At 74.0% G+C, this 19,798-nt stretch carries 1 protein-coding gene; it reads right to left on the bottom strand.

Annotation, left to right across the window (positions count from 1 at the left end; all coding sequences use genetic code 11):
• Positions 1–46: 46 nt before the first annotated feature.
• Entirely contained in the window at positions 47–19,762 is a 19,716-nt protein-coding gene (locus KV557_RS42770; RefSeq protein ID WP_256177710.1) for a type I polyketide synthase, read from the bottom strand.
• Between the last annotated feature and the right edge of the window lie 36 nt (positions 19,763–19,798).

Below are 19,798 nucleotides of genomic sequence, written 5' to 3'. Positions count from 1 at the left end.
TGCGGGACAGCCCGGTTCGGGCGGAGCCCTCAGGGTCGGGCAGGCGTCACTCGAGTTCGTCGACGAGAGCGAACAGCTCGTCGTCGCTCGCGTCCTCAAGTTCCGCTTCGCGCTGCTTCTTGCTGTCGGCGGCCTGGTCGCCGATGGCGTCCAGCAGCCGACGCAGCCGGTCGGTGGCCTCTTCCCGCACCAGGTCGTCCATCGACCCGGCCCGGAGCGCGGCGTCGAGCCGGTCGAGCTCGGCCAGGATCGGCACCGACACCGCTTCCTCCGAGACAATCTCGGATCGCAGCCAGGTGGCAAGCGCGTTCGGGGTCGGGTAGTCGAACACCAGGGTGGCGGGCAGCCGCAGCCCCGTCACCGCGTTGAGCCGATTGCGCAGTTCGACGGAGGTCAGGGAGTCGAAGCCCAGGTCCTTGAACGCGCGCCGGTCCTCGATCGCGTCGGCCGAGGCGTGCCCCAGCACCACGGCGACCTCGGCCCGGACCACGTCCGTCAGCACCCGGTCCTGCTCCGCCCTGCCCAGCCCGGCCAACTGCCTTGCCAGTCCGCCCTCTTCGCGCACCGCACCGCTGCCGTTCGCGCTCGTGGCGGCGGCCAGCCGACGGATCTCGGGCAGGTCCCGCACCAGCGGCATCTCCCGCGGATCCACCGGGCCGGGCGAGGCCACCAGCTCGGCCCAGTTGACGTCCATCACGGTGACGACGGCGTCCGGGCCGTCCAGCGACTCGCCCAGGGCCCGAACGGCGAGCTGCGGGTCCATCGCCGGCATCGGGGCGCGCTCGACCCGCGCCCGGACCACCTTGCTGGACCCGGCCATACCACCGCCGGCCCAGGCACCCCAGGCGACGGTCAGACCGGCAAGCCCGCGGCTCCGGCGGTTCTCCGCGAGGGCGTCGAGGAAGGCGTTCGCCGCCGCGTAGTTGCCCTGACCGGCAGCGCCGAGCGTGGACGCGGCCGAGGAGAACAGGACGAACGCGTCCAGGTCCAGGTCCGCGGTCAGCTCGTCCAGGTACACCGCGCTCGCCGCCTTCGCGGCCAGCACCGTCTCCAGACGGGACACCGACAGCCGGTCCACGACACCGTCATCCAGGACGGCGGCCGTGTGCATCACCGAGGACAGCGCGGGACCGCTCTCCCCGATCCAGGCCACCAGCCCGGCCAGAGCCTCTCGGTTACTGACGTCACAGGACACGACATCCACGCGCGTGCCCCGAGCGGCCAGCTCCGCCACCGTCGCCGCGACACCGGCGGCCGCCGGACCGGAACGGCCCGTCAGCACCAGCCGCTCGGCACCCCGATCGGCCAGCCACCGCGAGACGTGCCCGGCGATCGCGCCGGTACCGCCGGTGATCAGCACGCTGCCGCGCGGCGCCCAGTGGGCCTTGCCGCGAGACTGCGACGCACGCGTGAGCCTGCGGCCGAGGATTCCGGCGGACCGGATGGCGACCTGGTCCTCGCCGCAGCCGGCGAGCACCGCCACCAGACGGGCGCCCGCACGGTCGTCGAGCGTCTCGGGCAGGTCGATCAACCCGCCCCAACGGTCGGGCTGTTCCAGGCCGACGACCCGACCCAGACCCCACACCTGCGCCTGCACCGGACGGGCCAGGGCCTCACCCGGACCGGCCGCCACGGCACCGCGCGTCGCCAGCCACAGCGGAGCGTTCAACCGTGCATCTGCCAGCGCCTGAACAAGGGTCAAGGTGGCGGCGAGTCCACCGGTCACGACCGGGTGGTCCGGCACCGGCGTCTCGTCGAGCGCCAGCAGTGACAGCACACCGGACACGGCGGAAGGCTCCACCGCCGCACTCAGCAGCGCCGCCACCTCCGCCCGGTCCACGGTCCCGGCCGGGACCTCGACCACGACGACCTCGGCACCGCGAGCAGCCAGCGCGGCCGCACACTGCTGCGCCGTGTCGCCGACCGGGCCCACAGGAGCGACGACCAGCCAAGTACCGGACAGCACACGGGAGTCGGGCTCGGCGATCGCCGCCCAGCCGCCCCGGTACCGCCAGTTCGCGGTCATGGACCGGTCCAGCTCACGACGCCGCCAGGACGCCAGCGCGGGCAGGATCTCGCCCAGCTGGCGCTGGTCCTCGATGGCCAGCGTGTCGGCGATCCGGGCCAGGTCGCCGTCCTCGACGGCCGCCCAGAACCGGGCCTCCGCCTCGGTGCTCGCGCCGTCGCCGCCGACAACCGGAGTCGCCGTCGGCAGGGCCAGGATGCCCTCCGGCCAGAACCTCCGGTGCCGGAACGCGTAGGTGGGCAGCTCGACCGGCGTGCCGGACGGGAGCACCGAACTCCAGTCCACCGCAGCGCCGTTGACGAAGGCCCGAGCGAGACCGCTCACCAGCCCGGTCACGCCCTCGTCGTCGCGCCGCTGCAACGGGACGAACACGGCCTCGTCGCCGTCGACGCCCGCCACCGCGTCCGGGCCCAGGGAGGACAGCGACCCGTCGGGTCCGACCTCGACGAACGCCGAGACGCCCTGCTTCGCGAGAGCGGCGACGGCGTCGGCGAAGCGCACGGCCTGGCGCGTCTGCGCCGGCCAGTAGCCCGCCTCGCACTCGGTCACCAGCTCACCGGTCAGCGCACCCGCCCACATCATCTGCGGACGGTGGTACTCCAACCCGGCTGCCACAGCAGAGAGTTCATCGAACACGGGGTCCATGGCGGGCGAGTGGAAGGCATGCGACACCCGCAGCCGCCGCACCCGGCAACCCCGATCACGCCACACCTCCACCACCTTCTCCACGGCGTCGGTCTCACCCGAAACCACCACCGACTCCGGCCCGTTGACCGCCGCGATCACCACACCCTCGGCAAGCGTCGAAACGACGTCCGCCTCCGACGCGTTGATCGCCGCCATCGCGCCGCCGGACGGCAGCGCCTGCATCAGCCGCGCACGCGCCGCCACGAGCCGGGACGCGTCCTCCAGGGAGAGGACCCCGGCCACGTACGCGGCCGCGACCTCACCCACCGAGTGGCCGACCACCGCATCCGGCGACACGCCCGCAGCCGTCAGCACCGCCGCGACACCGACCTCGAAGGCGAACAACCCCGCCTGCGCGTACAGCGTCTGATCCGCCAGAGCCTCGTCGACGCCCTCGGCACCGAGCACGACGTCCCGGACCGAAATCCCGAGTTCCAGCTCCAGCAGCCCGCACACCCGGTCGAAGGCCTCGGCGAAGACCGGGCTGCCCTCGTAGAGGCCCCGGCCCATGCCGACCCACTGCGAACCCTGACCCGCGAAGATCAGGCCCACCCGAGCACCGGCACGCGCCACACCCGACACCACCGACCCCGAGGAAACCCCGGCGGCCAGACTCTGCAGACCCGACAGCAACTCGCCGCGCCCGGCACCGAGCACAACCGCCCGGTGCTCGAACGACGACCGCGTCCTCGCCAGCGACCACGCCACGTCCGCCGGCTCCAGCTCCGGCCGCACGGAGATCCACTCCCGCAGCCGGCCCGCCTGAGCCGTCAGACCCTCGGCCGACCTGCCCGACACCACCCACGCACCGGCACCCGACACCACCGGAGCCGTCTCCTGCACCTGGGCGACCTCAGCAGCCGGCGCCTCCTCCAGGATGATGTGCGCGTTGGTCCCGCTCATCCCGAACGCCGACACACCCGCCCGCCGCACCCGGCCGTCGGACGGCCACGGCACCTGCGCGGTCAGCAACTTGACGTCGCCGGCCGTCCAGTCGACGTGCGAGGACGGCACGTCCGCGTGCAGCGTCTGCGGAAGCTGCTCGTGCTGCAGGGCGAGGATCATCTTGATCACGCCCGCCACACCGGCGGCCGCCTGCGTGTGCCCGATGTTGGACTTCACCGACCCCAGCAGCAACGGCCGGTCCTCCGACCGGTCCTGGCCGTAGGTGGCGAGCAGCGCCTGCGCCTCGATCGGGTCACCGAGCCTGGTGCCGGTGCCGTGCGCCTCCACGACGTCCACGTCACTCGCGGACAGCTGGGCGCTCGCGAGAGCCGCCCGGATCACCCGCTGCTGCGACGGCCCGTTCGGGGCGGTGAGCCCGTTGGACGCACCGTCCTGGTTGACGGCGGAGCCGCGCAGCACGGCCAGGACGGGGTGCCCGTTGCGCCGGGCGTCCGACAGCCGTTCGACCACGACCATGCCCGCGCCCTCGCCCCAGCCGGTGCCGTCGGCGTCCTCGGAGAACGCCCGGCAGCGACCGTCCGCCGCCAGCCCCTGCTGCCGCGAGAAGTCGATGAACGTCCCCGGCGTCGCCATCACCGTGACACCACCGGCCAGCGCGAGCGAGCACTCGCCCGAGCGCAGGGCCTGCGCGGCCAGGTGCAGCGCGACCAGCGACGACGAGCACGCAGTGTCCACCGTCACCGCCGGGCCTTCGAGACCCAGCACGTACGACACGCGACCCGACAGGACGCTCGTCGCGTTCCCGGTCATCACGTGCCCCTCGGCCCCGGAGTCGCCCTGGCTCGCCAGCGTCACACCGAACCCGTAGCCCGAGGCGAAGCCGCCGGCGAACACGCCGGTTTCGCTTCCCCGCAGGGACGCCGGGTCGATCCCGGCCCGCTCCAGCGCCTCCCACGACGTCTCCAGCATCAGCCGCTGCTGCGGGTCCATCGCCAGCGCCTCACGCGGGCTGATCCCGAAGAACCCGGCATCGAACTCCGCCGCGCCACGCAGGAACGCACCCGACTGGGTGTACGAGGTCCCCGTGCTCTCGCGATCCGGGTCGTAGAAGCCCTCCAGGTCCCAGCCGCGGTCGGTCGGGAACGCGCCCACCGCGTCACCGCCCGAGGACAGCAACTGCCAGAACTCCTCCGGGCTGCCCGCGCCGCCCGGGAAGCGGCACGCCATACCGACGACCGCCAGCGGCTCGTCCGCGAGCGCGGCCGCCACGGCGACGACCGGAGCAGCGGCATCCGCCTCCTTCCCGGTCAGTTCGCCGCGCAGGAACTCGGCGAGTGCCACCGGGGTGGGGTAGTCGAACACCAGCGTGGCGGGCAGCCGGATGCCGGTCACCGCGTTGAGGCGGTTGCGCAGCTCGACGGCGGTCAGCGAGTCGAAGCCCAGGTCCTTGAACGCGCGCCGGTCCTCGACCGCGTCGGCGGAGGCATGCCCCAGCACGACGGCGACCTCGGCCCGGACCACGTCCGTCAGCACCCGCTCCTGCTCGGCCCGGGCCAGCCCGGCCAGCCGGCGCGCCAACTCGCCTTCGGTGCGGACCACGGCAGCCGTGCCCTGGCCGGCCGCGGCCAGCTGACGGATCTCGGGCAGGTCCCGGACCAGCGGCCGCTTGGGCAGGTCCGCCGCGCCCGGCCCGGACGCCAGCTGCGCCCAGTCCACGTCCATCACTGTCACGAGGGCATCCGGGCCCTCCAGCGCCTCGCCCAGCGCACGGGCGGCGAGCTGCGGGTCCATCGCCGGCATCGGGCCGCGCTTGACCCGCGCCTGCACCACGGCGCTGGACTCGACCATGCCACCGCCGGCCCAGGCGCCCCACGCCACGGTGAGCGCGGCCAGCCCGCGGCTCCGGCGGTTCTCCGCCAGGGCGTCGAGGAAGGCGTTCGCCGCCGCGTAGTTGCCCTGACCGGCGGCCCCCAGCGTCGAGGACACCGAGGAGAACAGGACGAACGCGTCCAGGTCCAGGTCCGCGGTCAGCTCGTCCAGGTACGCCGCACTCGCCGCCTTCGCGGCCAGCACCGTCTCCAGACGGGACACCGACAGCCGGTCGACCACACCGTCGTCCAGGACCGCGGCCGTGTGCAGCACCGAGGACAGCGCCGGACCGGTCTTCCCGATCCAGGCCACCAATCCGGCCAGCGCCGGCCGATCGGTCACGTCGCAGGCGACGATGTCGACCGCGGAACCGGCCGCCGCAAGCTCGGCCGCCAGCGCCGCCGCGCCCTTCGCGGCGGGACCGGAACGGCTGGTCAGCACCAGTCGAGGCGTCTCGCGCCCGGTCAGCCACCGGGCGATGTGCCCGGCGATCGCGCCGGTGCCGCCGGTGATCAGCACGCTGCCGCGCGGTGTCCAGCGGGCCTTGCCGCGAGACTGCGACGCACGCGTGAGCCTGCGCCCCAGGACCCCGGCCGACCGGATCGCGATCTCGTTCTCGCCGCAGCCGGCGAGGACCGCGACCAGCCGCGCACCCGCACGCTCGTCGAGCGTCTCGGGCAGGTCGATCAACCCGCCCCAACGGTCCGGGTGTTCCAGGCCGACGACCCGGCCCAGACCCCACACCAGCCCCTGCACCGGGTTGGTCAGCGCCTCCCCCGGACCGGCCGCCACCGCACCGCGCGTCGCCAGCCACAGCGGCGCAGCGATGCCGGCGTCGCCCAGCGCCTGCACGAGGCTCAGAGTGTTCGCCATGCCTCCGGTCACGGCCGGGTGGTCCGGCACCGGCGTCTCGTCGAGCGCCAGCAGCGACAGCACGCCGGACACGGCGGAAGGCTCCACCGCCTCGCCGAGCAGGGTCGCCACCTCGGCCCGGTCCACGGTCCCGGCCGGGACCTCGACCACGACGACCTCGGCCCCGCGAGCAGCCAGCGCGGACACACACTGTTGCTCGGCCGAGCCGGCCGGCACCACCACCAGCCAAGTGCCGGACAGCATACGGGAATCGGGCTCAGCGACGGCCGACCAGGCGGTCTTGTAGCGCCAGTTCGCGGTCAGGGACCGGTCCAGCTCGCGGCGCCGCCACGACGCCAGCGCCGGCAGCACCTCGTTGAACGGACGGCCACCGTCCACGGCCAAGGTCTCGGCGAGCTGCGTCAGGTCCCCGCCCTCGACGGCCGCCCAGAACCGGGCCTCCGCCTCGGTGCTCGCGCCGTCCCCACCAGCGACCGGGAGGGCCAGGATGCCCTCCGGCCAGAACCGCTGGTGCCGGAACGCGTACGTCGGCAGCTCGACCGGCGTGCCGGCCGGGAGCACCGCGCTCCAGTCGACGGCGGCACCGTTGACGAAGGCCCGCGCGAGACCGCTCACCAGGCCGGTCACGCCCTCGTCGTCGCGCCGCTGCAGCGGGACGAAGACGGCCTCCTCGCTCCCGATGCCGGCCACGATGTCCGAACCGAGCGAGGACAGCGACCCGTCGGGTCCGACCTCGACGAACACCGACACACCCTGCTGGGCGAGAATGGCGACGGCGTCGGCGAACCGCACCGCCTGGCGCGTCTGCGCCGGCCAGTAGCCCGCCTCGGGCTCGGTCACCAGCTCACCGGTCAGCGCACCCGCCCACATCACCTGCGGACGGCCGTACTCCAACCCCGCTGCGACAGTACCGAGTTCATCAAGCACCGGGTCCATCGCCGACGAGTGGAAGGCATGCGACACCCGCAGCCGCCGCACCCGACGACCCCGCTCACGCCACACCTCCACCAGCTTGTCCACGGCGTCGGTCTCACCCGAAACCACCACGGACTCCGGCCCGTTGACCGCCGCGACCGCCACACCCTCGGCAAGCGTCGAAACAACCTCCGCCTCCGGCGCGTTGATCGCCGCCATCGCGCCACCCGAGGGCAGCGCCTGCATCAGCCGAGCACGCGCCGCCACCAAGCGGCAGGCGTCCGGCAGCGACAACACCCCGGCCATGTACGCGGCCGCGACCTCACCCACCGAGTGACCGACCACCGCATCCGGCGTCACACCGGCCGCCTCCAGCACCGCCGCGACACCGACCTCGAACGCGAACAGGCCCGCCTGCGCATACAGCGTCTGGTCCGCCAGGCCCTCGTCGACGCCGTCCGCGCCCAGGACCACGTCCCGGACCGACACGCCCAACTCCAGCTCCAGCAGCCCGCACACGCGATCGAACGTCGCCGCGAACACCGGGCTGCCCTCGTACAGGCCGCGCCCCATGCCGGTCCACTGCGAACCCTGACCCGCGAAGATCAGGCCCACCCGCGCATCCGCACGAGCAACACCCGACACCACCGAACCGGCGGAAACCCCGGCAGCCAGGCTCTGCAGACCCGCCAGCAGCTCGCCGCGCCCGGCACCGAGCACGACGGCCCGGTGCTCGAAGGCCGACCTCGTGGTGGCCAGCGACCACGCCACGTCCACCGGCTCCAGCTCCGGCCGCTGGGAGATCCACTCCCGCAGCCGGCCCGCCTGAGCCGTCAGACCGTCCGCCGACCGGCCCGACACCACCAGCGCACCGGCACCGGACACCACCGGCTCCGTGACCGTGGCCTCCGCCTCGACCGCCTCGGCGACCGGGGCTTCCTCCACGATGATGTGCGCGTTGGTGCCGCTGATCCCGAAGGCCGACACACCCGCCCGGCGCGGACGCCCGTTGGCCGGCCACGACACCGACTCCGTCAGCAGCTTGACGTCGCCGGCCGTCCAGTCGACGTGCGACGACGGCACGTCGGCGTGCAGCGTCTGCGGAAGCTGCTCGTTCTGCAGCGCCAGCACCATCTTGATCACACCCGCCACACCGGCCGCAGCCTGCGTGTGACCGATGTTCGACTTCACCGAGCCCAGCCACAACGGCTGTTCCTGGGACCGCTCCTGGCCGTAGGTGGCGAGCAGCGCCTGCGCCTCGATCGGGTCGCCCAGCGTCGTACCCGTCCCGTGCGCCTCCACCGCGTCCACGTCGGCGGCGGTGATCCGAGCACTCGCGAGAGCCGCCCGGATCACCCGCTGCTGCGACGGACCGTTCGGCGCCGACAGGCCGTTGGACGCACCGTCCTGGTTGATCGCGGAGCCGCGGACCAGCGCGAGCACCTTGTGCCCGTTGCGCCGGGCGTCCGACAGCCGCTCCACCACGAGCACACCCGCGCCCTCGCCCCAGCCGGTCCCGTTCGCCTCCTCGGAGAACGCCCGGCACCGCCCGTCCGTCGCCAGCCCCTGCTGCCGCGAGAACTCGACGAAGGAGAACGGCGTCGCCATCACCGTCACGCCACCGGCCAGCGCGAGCGAGCACTCGCCCGAGCGCACGGCCTGGGCCGCCAGGTGCAGCGCGACCAGGGACGACGAGCACGCCGTGTCCACCGTCACCGCCGGGCCCTCAAGACCCAGCGCGTACGACACCCGACCCGACAGCACACTCGTCGAGTTGCCGGTCATCAGGTGGCCCTCGACGCCCTCGTCCTGGCCCGTCAAGGCCATTCCGATGGCGTAGCCCGACCCGAAGCCGCCGGCGAACACACCGGTCGCGCTTCCCCGCAGGGACGCCGGGTCGATACCGGCCCGCTCCAGGGCCTCCCACGACGTCTCCAGCATCAGCCGCTGCTGCGGGTCCATCGCCAGCGCCTCACGCGGGCTGATCCCGAAGAACCCGGCGTCGAACTCCGCCGCGCCGCGCAGGAACGCACCCGACTGGGTGGACGAGGTCCCCGCGCTCTCCCCGTCCGGGTCGAAGAATCCGTCCAGGTCCCAGCCGCGGTCGGTCGGGAACCCGCCCACCGCGTCACCGCCCGAGGCCAGCAGCTCCCAGAACTCCTCCGGGGTGCCCGCGCCGCCCGGGAAGCGGCACGCCATGCCCACGATCGCCAGCGGCTCGTCCACGACCGGAGCCGCGACGGTGGCCACCGGAGCACCGGTGTCGGCCGTCTGCTCCCCGATCAACTCGCCGCGCAGGAAGCCGGCGAGGGCCACCGGGGTCGGGTAGTCGAACACCAGCGTGGCGGGCAGCCGGAGCCCGGTGGCGGCGTTCAGCTGGTTGCGCAGTTCGACCGCGGTCAGCGAGTCGAAGCCCAGGTCCTTGAACGCCTGCCTGGCCTGCACCATGTCCACCGAGGAGTGGCCCAGGACGGCGGCGGCCTCCGCCCGTACGACGTCGGTGAGCACCCGGTCCTGCTCGGCCCGGCCCAACCCGGCCAGGCGGCGCGCCAGTTCGCCGTCGGTCCGGGTCGCGCCGCCGGCGCCCGCACGTTCGGCGGCCAGCCGGCGGATCTCGGGCATGTCGCGCACCAGCGGCATGTCCAGGACGTCCGCCGTGCCCGGTGCCGAGCCCAACTGCGTCCAGTCGACCTCCATCACCGTGACGACGGGCTCCGGGCCCTCCAGCGACTCGGCCAGCGCCCGCACGGCCAGCTGCGGGTCCATCGGCGGCATCGGGATCCGGCGCATGCGCGACCGGATCGCCTCGTTGGACTCCGCGAGACCGCCGCCGCCCCACAGGCCCCAGGCGACCGCGAGGCCGGCCAGGCCGCGGCTGCGGCGGTTCTCGGCCAGGGCGTCGAGGAAGGCGTTCGCCGCCGCGTAGTTGCCCTGGCCCGGGCCGCCCAGCGTGGACGCGGCCGAGGAGAAGAGCACGAACGCGTCCAGGTCCAGGTCCGCGGTCAGCTCGTCCAGGTACACCGCGCTCGCCGCCTTCGCGGCCAGCACCGTCTCCAGACGCGCCACCGACAGCCGGTCCACGACGCCGTCGTCCAGGACCGCGGCCGTGTGCAGCACCGAGGACAGCGCCGGACCGGTCTCCCCGATCCAGGCCACCAGCCCGGCCAGCGCCGACCGATCGGTCACGTCACAGGACACCACGTCCACCCGCGTGCCCTGAGCGGCCAGCTCCGCGACCGTCGCCGCAATGCCGGCGGCCGCGGGACCGGAACGGCCCGTCAGCACCAGCCGCTGAGCACCGCGGCCGGCCAGCCACCGCGACACGTGCCCCGCGATCGCACCCGTCCCACCGGTGATCAGCACGGTCCCCCGAGGCGCCCAGCTCTCCTCGGAGCCGCGCTGCGGCACCCGCGAGAGCCGCCGGCCGAGGATCCCGGCCGTCCGGATCGCGACCTGGTCCTCGCCGCAGCCGGCCAGAACCGCCACCAGGCGCGCACCCGCACGCTCGTCGACCGTCTCGGGCAGGTCGATCAACCCGCCCCAGCGCTCCGGGTGTTCCAGACCGACGACCCGGCCCAGACCCCACACCTGCGCCTGCACCGGACGGGCCAGCGCCTCACCCGGACCGGCCGAGACCGCGCCGCGCGTCGCCAGCCACAGCGGCGCAGCGATCCCCGCGTCACCCAGCGCCTGCACCAGGCCCAGCGTCGACGCCAGGCCCTCGGCCACCACCGGGAACTCCGCGACCGGCGTCTCGTCGAGCGCCAGCAGCGACAGCACACCGGACACGGCGGAAGGCTCCACCGCCGCACTCAGCAGCGCCGCCACCTCCGCCCGGTCCACGGTCCCGGCCGGGACCTCGACCACGACGACCTCGGCACCGCGTCCGACCAGCGCGGAAACACACTGCAGCTCGGCCGAGCCGGCCGGCACCACCAGCACCCAAGTACCGGACAGCACACGGGAGTCGGGCTCGGTGATCGCCGCCCAGTTCACCCGGTACCGCCAGCCCGCGGTCACCGACCGGTCCAGCTCCCGGCGCCGCCACGACGCCAGGGCCGGCAGCACCTCGTTGAACGGACGGCCACCGTCCACCGCCAACGTGTCGGCCAGGTGCGTCAGATCGCCGCCCTCGACGGCCGCCCAGAACTGGGCCTCCGCCACGGTGCTCGTCCCGTCCCCACCCACGACGGACCCCGCCGCCGGCAGCGCCAGAACGCCCTTCGGCCAGTACCGCTGGTGCCGGAAGGCGTACGTCGGCAGCTCGACCGGCTCGCCGGCGGGCAGCACCACGCGCCAGTCCACGGTGGCGCCCTGCACGAAGGCCTCGGCGAGCGAGGTGATCAGCCGCGTCGCGCCGCCGTCGTCACGCCGCAGCGTCCCGCAGACGGCACCTGGCACCGCGCCCGGGCCGGCCTCCAGCGCGACCTCTTCGAGGGTGTCGTTCATCGCACCCAGCAGCACCGGGTGCGGCGTGACCTCGACGAACACCTGGTAGCCCTGGCCCGCCAGAGTCCGCACCGCACGGTCGTAGTGCACCGTGGCCCGCAGGCTTCCGTACCAGTAGGCGGCGTCCAGCTCCTCGCCGGTCAGCGTCTCGCCGGTCATCGCGGAGACCATCGGCACGCGGCCCCGGCGGGGAGCGATCCCGGCCAGGACGGACGTGATCTCCTCCTCCAGCCGGTCGACCTGAGCGCTGTGCGACGCGTAGTCCACGGCGACCATCCGGGCGCGGACGCCCTCGGCCTCGAACTCCGTCTTCAGCTCCTCCAGAGCGTCCGGCTCACCCGAAACCACCACGGCGGACGGGCCGTTGACCGCAGCCAGCGACAGACGATCACCGAACCGGGCAATACGCTCCTCGACCACAGCAGCGGACCGGCTCACCGACAGCATCCCGCCGAGACCGGCCAGCACCTTCAGCGACTGCGAGCGGAGGGCCACCACCCGGGCGCCGTCCTCGATGCTGAGCATTCCGGCGACCGTGGCCGCCGCGATCTCGCCCTGCGAGTGGCCCACGACAGCGTCGGGCGTGACGCCCGCGGCCTCCCAGACCGCCGCGAGCGAGACCATCACGGCCCACAGCGCCGGCTGGACGACATCCGCCGCCTCCAGCGCAGGAGCACCCTCGGCGCCCGCCAGCACATCGCTCAGCGACCAGTCCACATACGGCGCCAGCGCCGCCTCACACTCGGCCAGGCGCTCGGCGAACACCGGGCTGCAGGACGCCAGTTCCCGGCCCATGCCCAGCCACTGCGAACCCTGACCCGCAAACGCGAACACCACCCGCGCACCCGGCCGGGCCACACCCGACACCACCGAACCCGACGGCACACCGGCCGCAAAGCTCTGCAGACCCGACACCAGCTCAGCGCGCTCGGTACCGACCACGACCGCCCGGTGCTCGAACACCGACCGCGTCGTCGCCAGCGACCACGCCACATCCGCCGGCGCCGGCTCCGGCCGCGCCACCACCCACTCGCGCAGCCGGCCCGCCTGAGCCGACAGCGCCTCGGCCGTACGGCCCGACACCAGCCACGCGCCGCCACCCGACACCACCGGCGCCGCGGCCGGCACCTCGGCGGTCCCGGCGGCCTCGGTGGCGCCGTTCTCCGGCGCATCGCCCGCGCGCGCGGCGTCCTCGGCCTCGACGTCCTCGGCCGGGGCCTCCTCCACGATGACGTGCACGTTGGTGCCGCTGATGCCGAACGCCGACACGCCGGCCCGGCGCACACGTTCCCCGGCCGGCCACGGCACCAGCTCGTTCAGCAGCTTGATGTCGCCGGCCTCCCAGTCCACGTGGGAGGACGGCACGTCCGCATACAGCGTCTTCGGCAGCTGCTCGTGCTGCAGCGCCAGCACCATCTTCATCACACCGGCCACACCGGCGGCCGCCTGCGTGTGCCCGAGGTTCGACTTGACCGAGCCCAGCCACAGCGACCCGCGCTCGCCGCGGTCCTTGCCGTACGTCGCCAGCAGCGCCTGCGCCTCGATCGGGTCGCCCAGCGTGGTGCCGGTCCCGTGCGCCTCGACCACGTCGACGTCGGCCGTCGAGAGCCGGGAGTTGGCCAGCGCCGCCCGGATCACCCGCTGCTGGGACGGGCCGTTCGGCGCCGTCAGACCGTTGGACGCACCGTCCTGGTTGATCGCGGAGCCACGGATCACCGCGAGCACCGGGTGCCCGTGGCGCCGGGCGTCCGCCAGCCGCTCCACGACGAGCATGCCCGCGCCCTCGGCCATGCCCATGCCGTCGGCGTCGTCCGAGAACGCCTTGGAGCGCCCGTCCTCCGCCAGACCACGGGCGTTGGAGAACGCCCGGAACCCGTCCGGGCTCGCCATGATCGTGACACCGCCGGCCAGGGCCAGCGAGCACTCCCCGGACCGCAGTGCCTGGGCGGCCAGGTGCAGCGCCACCAGCGACGACGAACACGCCGTGTCGATCGTCACCGCCGGGCCCTCAAGACCCAGCACGTACGACACCCGGCCCGACAGCACACTGGCCGCGTTCCCGGTCATCAGGTGCGCCCCGAGGCTCTCCAGCTCCTCCTCGTCCGCCATGCTGACGGCAAGGTACGAAGAGCCGTAGCCACCGACAAAGGCGCCGGTCTGGCTGCCCCGCAGCGACGCGGGGTCGATCCCGGCCCGCTCCAGCGCCTCCCACGAGGTCTCCAGCAGGAGCCGCTGCTGCGGGTCCATCGCCAGCGCCTCACGCGGACTGATCCCGAAGAACCCCGCATCGAAGGCACTCGCGTCCTGGACGAACCCGCCCACCTGCGTGTAGGAGGTTCCGACGTTCTCCACGTCGGGGTTGTACAGGGCCTCGATGTCCCAGCCGCGGTCGGTCGGGAAGGTCGACAACCCGTCCGTGCCGGAGGCCAGCATCTGCCACAGCTCCTCCGGGCCGGTCGCACCGCCCGGGAACCGGCAGGCCATGCCGACGATCGCGATCGGCTCGTCCATGGCCAGTGCCACCGTCGTCGCCGGGCCGACGGGCTCCGCGACGTCGGACAGGTCCCCGGCGAGCTGCTCGCGCAGCAGGGCGGCCAGGGCCACCGGGTTGGGGTAGTCGAACACCAGGGTGGCCGGCAGCCGCAGCCCGGTCGCCGGGTTCATCCGGTTGCGGAACTCGACCGCGATCAGCGAGTCGAAGCCCAGGTCGGTGAACGGACGGTTCGCCTCGATCGCGTCGCCCGAGGCGTGTCCGAGCACCGCGGCCGCGTGGGTGCGGACCAGGTCCAGCAGCACCCGGTCGCGTTCCGCGCCCGGCAGCCCGGCCAGCTGCCGGCGCAGCACGTCCGCGGCACCGGCGCCGGTCGCGCCGGCGGCGGAGGTGACGGCCGCCCGGCGGGGCATGATCTCGTCGGCCAGCACCTGCCAGAGCGCCGGGACGCCGGTGGCGGCCGCCTGCGCGCGCAGGGCGGCCTTGTCCAGCCGGGCCGGGACGAGGATGGCCTCGGCCCGCTCCAGGGCCAGGTCCAGCAGGACGAGGCCCTCGTGCTCGCTCAGCGCGGCGAGGCCCGACCCGGTCATCCGTCGGAGCATCACCTCGTCCAGGCCACGGCCGATACCGGCCTCGGGCATCCAGGGGCCCCACGCCAGCGCGGTGCCCGCCAGCCCGGCGGCCCGGCGGTGGCCCGCCAGCGTGTCCAGGGCGGCGTTCGCCGCCGCGTAGTTGGCCTGGCCCGCGCCGCCGAACGCCGCCGCCACCGAGGAGAACAGCACGAAGTGGTCGAGGTCAAGGTCCCGGGTCAGCTCGTGCAGGTGCCAGGCCGCGTCCACCTTCGGACGCATGACCGCCGCCACGCGCTCCGCGCTCAGCGAGTCGACCATGCCGTCGTCGATGATGCCCGCGGCGTGGAAGACGGACCCGAGCGGGCAGTCGGCCGGGAGGGCGTCCAGCACACCGGCCAGCGCGTCCCGGTCGGCCACGTCGCACGCGACCACCCGGACCCACCCGCCCAGCGCGGCCACCTCGGCGGCCAAGGCTGCGACGCCGGCGGCGCCCGGGCCCGAACGGCTGAGCAGCACGGCCCCGCCGGCCCGTCCGGTGGCCACCATGTGCTTGGCGACCACACCACCGAGCGTTCCGGTACCACCGGTCACGAGCACCGACCGCAGGCCCTCGCCGTCCGGCCGCTCCTCCGTCCGGTCGGGGACCACCAGGTCGCCCGACGGACGGGTCAGGCGCCGGCCGTAGCCCTTCCGGTCACGGATCGCCACCTCCGGCTCACCGCTGCCCAGCGCGGTCGGCAGCGCCGCCAGTTCACCGTCGCCACCGGCCGCGGGGAGGTCGGCCAGGACGAACCGGCCGGGGTTCTCCAGCTGGGCCGACCGCAACAGGCCCCACACCGCGCCCGCCGCCGGGTCCGCCACGGCCTCGCCGGCCTGTGCGGCCACGCCGCCACGGGTGACGACCACCAGCTGTGCGGGCTCCAACTCCTGCGCGCCCAGCCACTCCTGCGCCAGCTCCAGCGCCTCCCCCGCGACCTGCCGGGCGGCCACGGCCACGCCGTCGGCGCCTTCGCCGCTCACGCACGCGACCACCACGCGGGGGGCTATCTCCCCCTCGCCGGTGGCGGCGGCCAGCTCGGCGATGCCGGCGTAGGTGTGCACCGGGATCCCGGCGGCGCCCAGCTGCTCGGCCACGGCGAAGCGGTCGGCACCGACCAGCGCCCACGGCCCGTCCAGCATCGCGCCCTGGGCCAGCGGGGCCCACTCCACGGTGAAGAACGCGTCGCGGATCCACTCGTCGCTGCTGGTCTGCAGCTGGTCCGGCGACACCGGGCGGGTGATCAGCGAGGCCACCGACACCACCGGCCGGCCCGTGGCGTCCGCCGCCGTCAGCGTCAGGCTCCCCTGCGCGTCACGGCGCAGCCGGGCCCGCAGCACGGACGCACCGGCCGCGTGCAGCTCCACGTCCGTCCAGGCGAACGGCATCCGGATCTGGCCCTGCTCGCCGTCCCCGGACTCCTGCGCGTCCGCCGCCTCGGCCACGACGCCCGCGAGCAGCGCCGCGTCCAGCAGCACCGGGTGCAGCCCGTACGAGGCCGCGTCCCCGGCCTCCTCGGGCAGGGCCACCTCGGCGAAGATGTCGTCGCCACGGCGCCAGACGGACTGCAGGCCCTGGAACGCCGGGCCGTAGATGTCGGCCAGGTGCACGGTGTACAGGTCGGTGATGTCGAGCGCCTCGGCGCCCCGCGGCGGCCAGACGGTGAGGTCCTCGTCCGCCTGTGCGGCCGCCCGGGCGGGGGCGATCACCGCGGCGGCGTGCTTCACCCAGACGTGCTCCTCCTCCGGGCGATCGGGGCGGGAGAACACGTCCACCTGGCGCCGGCCCTCGTCGTCGGCCGCGGCCACGACCACCTGGACCTGGACGCCGGCGCCGTCCGCGGGCAGGACGAGCGGCGCCTGCAGGGTCAGCTCCTCCATCAGCGAGCAGCCCACCTGGTGGCCGGCGCTCACCACCATCTCGACGAAGCCGGTGCCCGGCAGCAGGACCACGCCGCCGATCGCGTGGTCGGCCAGCCACGGGTGCGTGCGCAGCGCCAGCCGTCCGGTGCACACCAGCTCGGCGTCACCGGCCAGTTCGACCACCGCGCGCAGCAGCGGGTGGCTCACGGCGCCCAGGCCCAGCGAGGCCGGGTCCCCGTCGCCCGCCTTGGCCGCGCCGGGCAGCGCCAGCATGCCCTTCGGCCAGTACCGCTCGTGGCGGAAGGCGTAGGTGGGCAGCTCCACCCGGTCCGCGGCGGGCAGGACCTTGGCCCAGTCGACGGCCACGCCGGCGACGAACGCCTCGGCCAGCGACGTGAGCAGGCGCAGCGCCCCGCCGTCGTCGCGGCGCAGGGTGCCGCACACCGTCCCGGCCTGCACGGCCGGACCGGCGTCGACGGCGGCCTCCTCCAGGGTGTCGGTCATCGGCGCGATCAGCACCGGGTGCGGGGAGACCTCGATGAACGCCTGGTGGCCCAGGTCGGCCAGGGTCCGCACCGCCCGCTCGAACTGCACGGTGGCCCGCAGGCTGGTGTACCAGTACCCGGCGTCCAGTTCCTCGCCGCTCAGCACCTCACCGGAGACCGCCGAGACCATCGGCATCCGTCCCGCGCGCGGTGCCACTCCGGCGAGCAGGGAGGTGATCTCCTCCTCCAGCCGCTCCACCTGCGCGCAGTGCGAGGCGTAGTCGACCGCGACCATCCGCTCGCGCACACCTGCGGCCTGCAGTTCCTGCTGCAGCTCCTTCAGGGCGGCCACGTCGCCGGAGACCACCACGGCCGAGGGGCCGTTGACGCAGGCCAGGGAGAGCCGGCCGTCCCAACGTCCCAGCCGCTCCGCCACCTTGGCGGCCGGCTCGGTCACCGACAGCATCCCGCCGATGCCGGTGATCGCCCGCAGCGCCTTCGAGCGCAGCGCCACGACCTTGGCGGCGTCATCGAGGCTCAGCATGCCCGCGACGGTCGCTGCGGCGATCTCGCCCTGCGAGTGGCCGACGACCGCCTCCGGGGTCACACCGGCGGCCTCCCACACCGCCGCCAGCGACACCATGACGGCCCACAGCACCGGCTGCACCACATCGGCCGCCTCCATCGCGGGCGCGCCCTCGGCACCGGCCAGCACCTCGGCGAGCGACCAGTCCACGTACGGCGCCAGCGCCGCCTCGCACTCGGCCAGCCGCGCGGCGAACACCGGGCTGCAGGACGCCAGTTCCTGACCCATGCCCAGCCACTGCGAGCCCTGGCCGGGGAAGACGAAGACCGCCCGCGCGCTCGCATGCGCCACACCCGAGACGACCGAGGCCGTCTGCAGCCCGCCGGCCAACTGGCCCAGGCCACCCATGAGTTCGGCACGGTCCACGCCCAGCACCACGGCCCGGTGCTCGAAGGCCGCGCGCGTGGTCACCAGCGACCGCGCCACCTCGGCCGGCTCCAGCGCCGGCCGCGCGGAGAGCCAGTCGCGCAGGCGGTCCGCCTGGGCGACCAGCCCGTCCGCCGAACGCCCCGACACCAGCCACGCCGCGGCGCCCGAGACCACCGGTGCCGCGTCCGCCGCCTCAACAGCCTCCGTGACGACGTTCTCGGACGCACCGTCCGCACCATCGGACTCCGCGGACTCGGCGTCCTCGGCCGGGGCCTCCTCGATGATGACGTGCGCGTTGGTGCCGCTGACGCCGAACGAGGACACGCCGCCGCGGCGCACCCGCTCCCCGGCCGGCCAGGGCATGCCCTCGTTCAGCAGCCGGACGTCACCGGCCGACCAGTCGATGTGCGGCGACGGCTCCTGCGCGTGCAGCGTCTGCGGCATCCGCTGGTTCTGCAGCGCCAGCACCATCTTGATGACACCCGCGACGCCGGCCGCGGCCTGGGTGTGCCCGATGTTGGACTTCACCGAGCCGAGGAACACCGGACGGTCCTCCGAGCGGCCCTGACCGTAGGTGGCGATCACGGCCTGCGCCTCGATCGGGTCACCCAGGGTGGTGCCCGTGCCGTGCGCCTCCACCACGTCCACGTCGGCGGTCGACAGCCGGGAGTTGGCCAGCGCGGCCCGGATCACCCGCTGCTGCGAGGGGCCGTTCGGCGCGGCCAGGCCGTTGGAAGCACCGTCCTGGTTGATCGCGGAGCCACGGATCACCGCGAGCACCGGGTGCCCGTTGCGCCGCGCGTCGGACAGCTTCTCCAGGACGACCATCCCCGCGCCCTCGGCGATGCCCATGCCGTCGGCCTCCGCCGAGAACGCCTTGCAGCGCCCGTCGTGGGCCAGCCCGAGCTGCTTGGAGAACTGGGTGAACATGATCGGAATGGCGGTCACCGTGACGCCGCCGGCCAGCGCCAGCGTGCACTCGCCCGAGCGCACCGCCTGGGCCGCCAGGTGCAGCGCCACCAGCGACGACGAGCAAGCGGTGTCCACGGTCACCGCAGGGCCCTCAAGACCCAGCGAGTACGACACGCGGCCGGAGATGACGCTGGTGGAGGTCCCGGTCATCAGGTGGACGTCCAGGTCCTCGTCCGTGCCGAAGCCGTAACCGGACAGCGCGGCGCCGGCGAACACACCGGTCAGCGAACCCCGCAGCGACGTCGGGTCGATGCCCGCCCGCTCCAGCGCCTCCCAGCACACCTCCAGCAGCACCCGCTGCTGCGGGTCCATCGCCACCGCTTCACGCGGGCTGACGCCGAAGAACCCCGCGTCGAATCCGCTGGCGTCCGCGATGAAGCCGGCCTCGCGCACCTGCGATATGCCGTCCGGATCGTCCGCGTAGAGCTCCTCGATGTCCCAGCCGCGGTCGGTCGGAATTCCGGCGACCCCGTCGCCGCCGGTGGCCAGCAGATTCCAGAAATCCTCCGGAGCCTGAACGCCGCCGGGGTAACGGCAGCCGATGCCGACGATCGCAATCGGCTCGTGGCTGCGCTCCTCCACCTCACGCAGACGCTGACGCGTGTTGTAGAGATCGGCCGTCACCCATTTGAGGTAGTCGCGGAGAGTCTCTTCGTTCGCCATCGGATCTCACCATTCCAGTCTGTGAAACGCAAGCTT

It is taken from the genome of Kitasatospora aureofaciens (genome assembly GCF_019192735.1).
Lineage (GTDB): Bacteria > Actinomycetota > Actinomycetes > Streptomycetales > Streptomycetaceae > Kitasatospora > Kitasatospora aureofaciens_A.
This window is presented reverse-complemented; position numbering and strand designations above follow the sequence as displayed.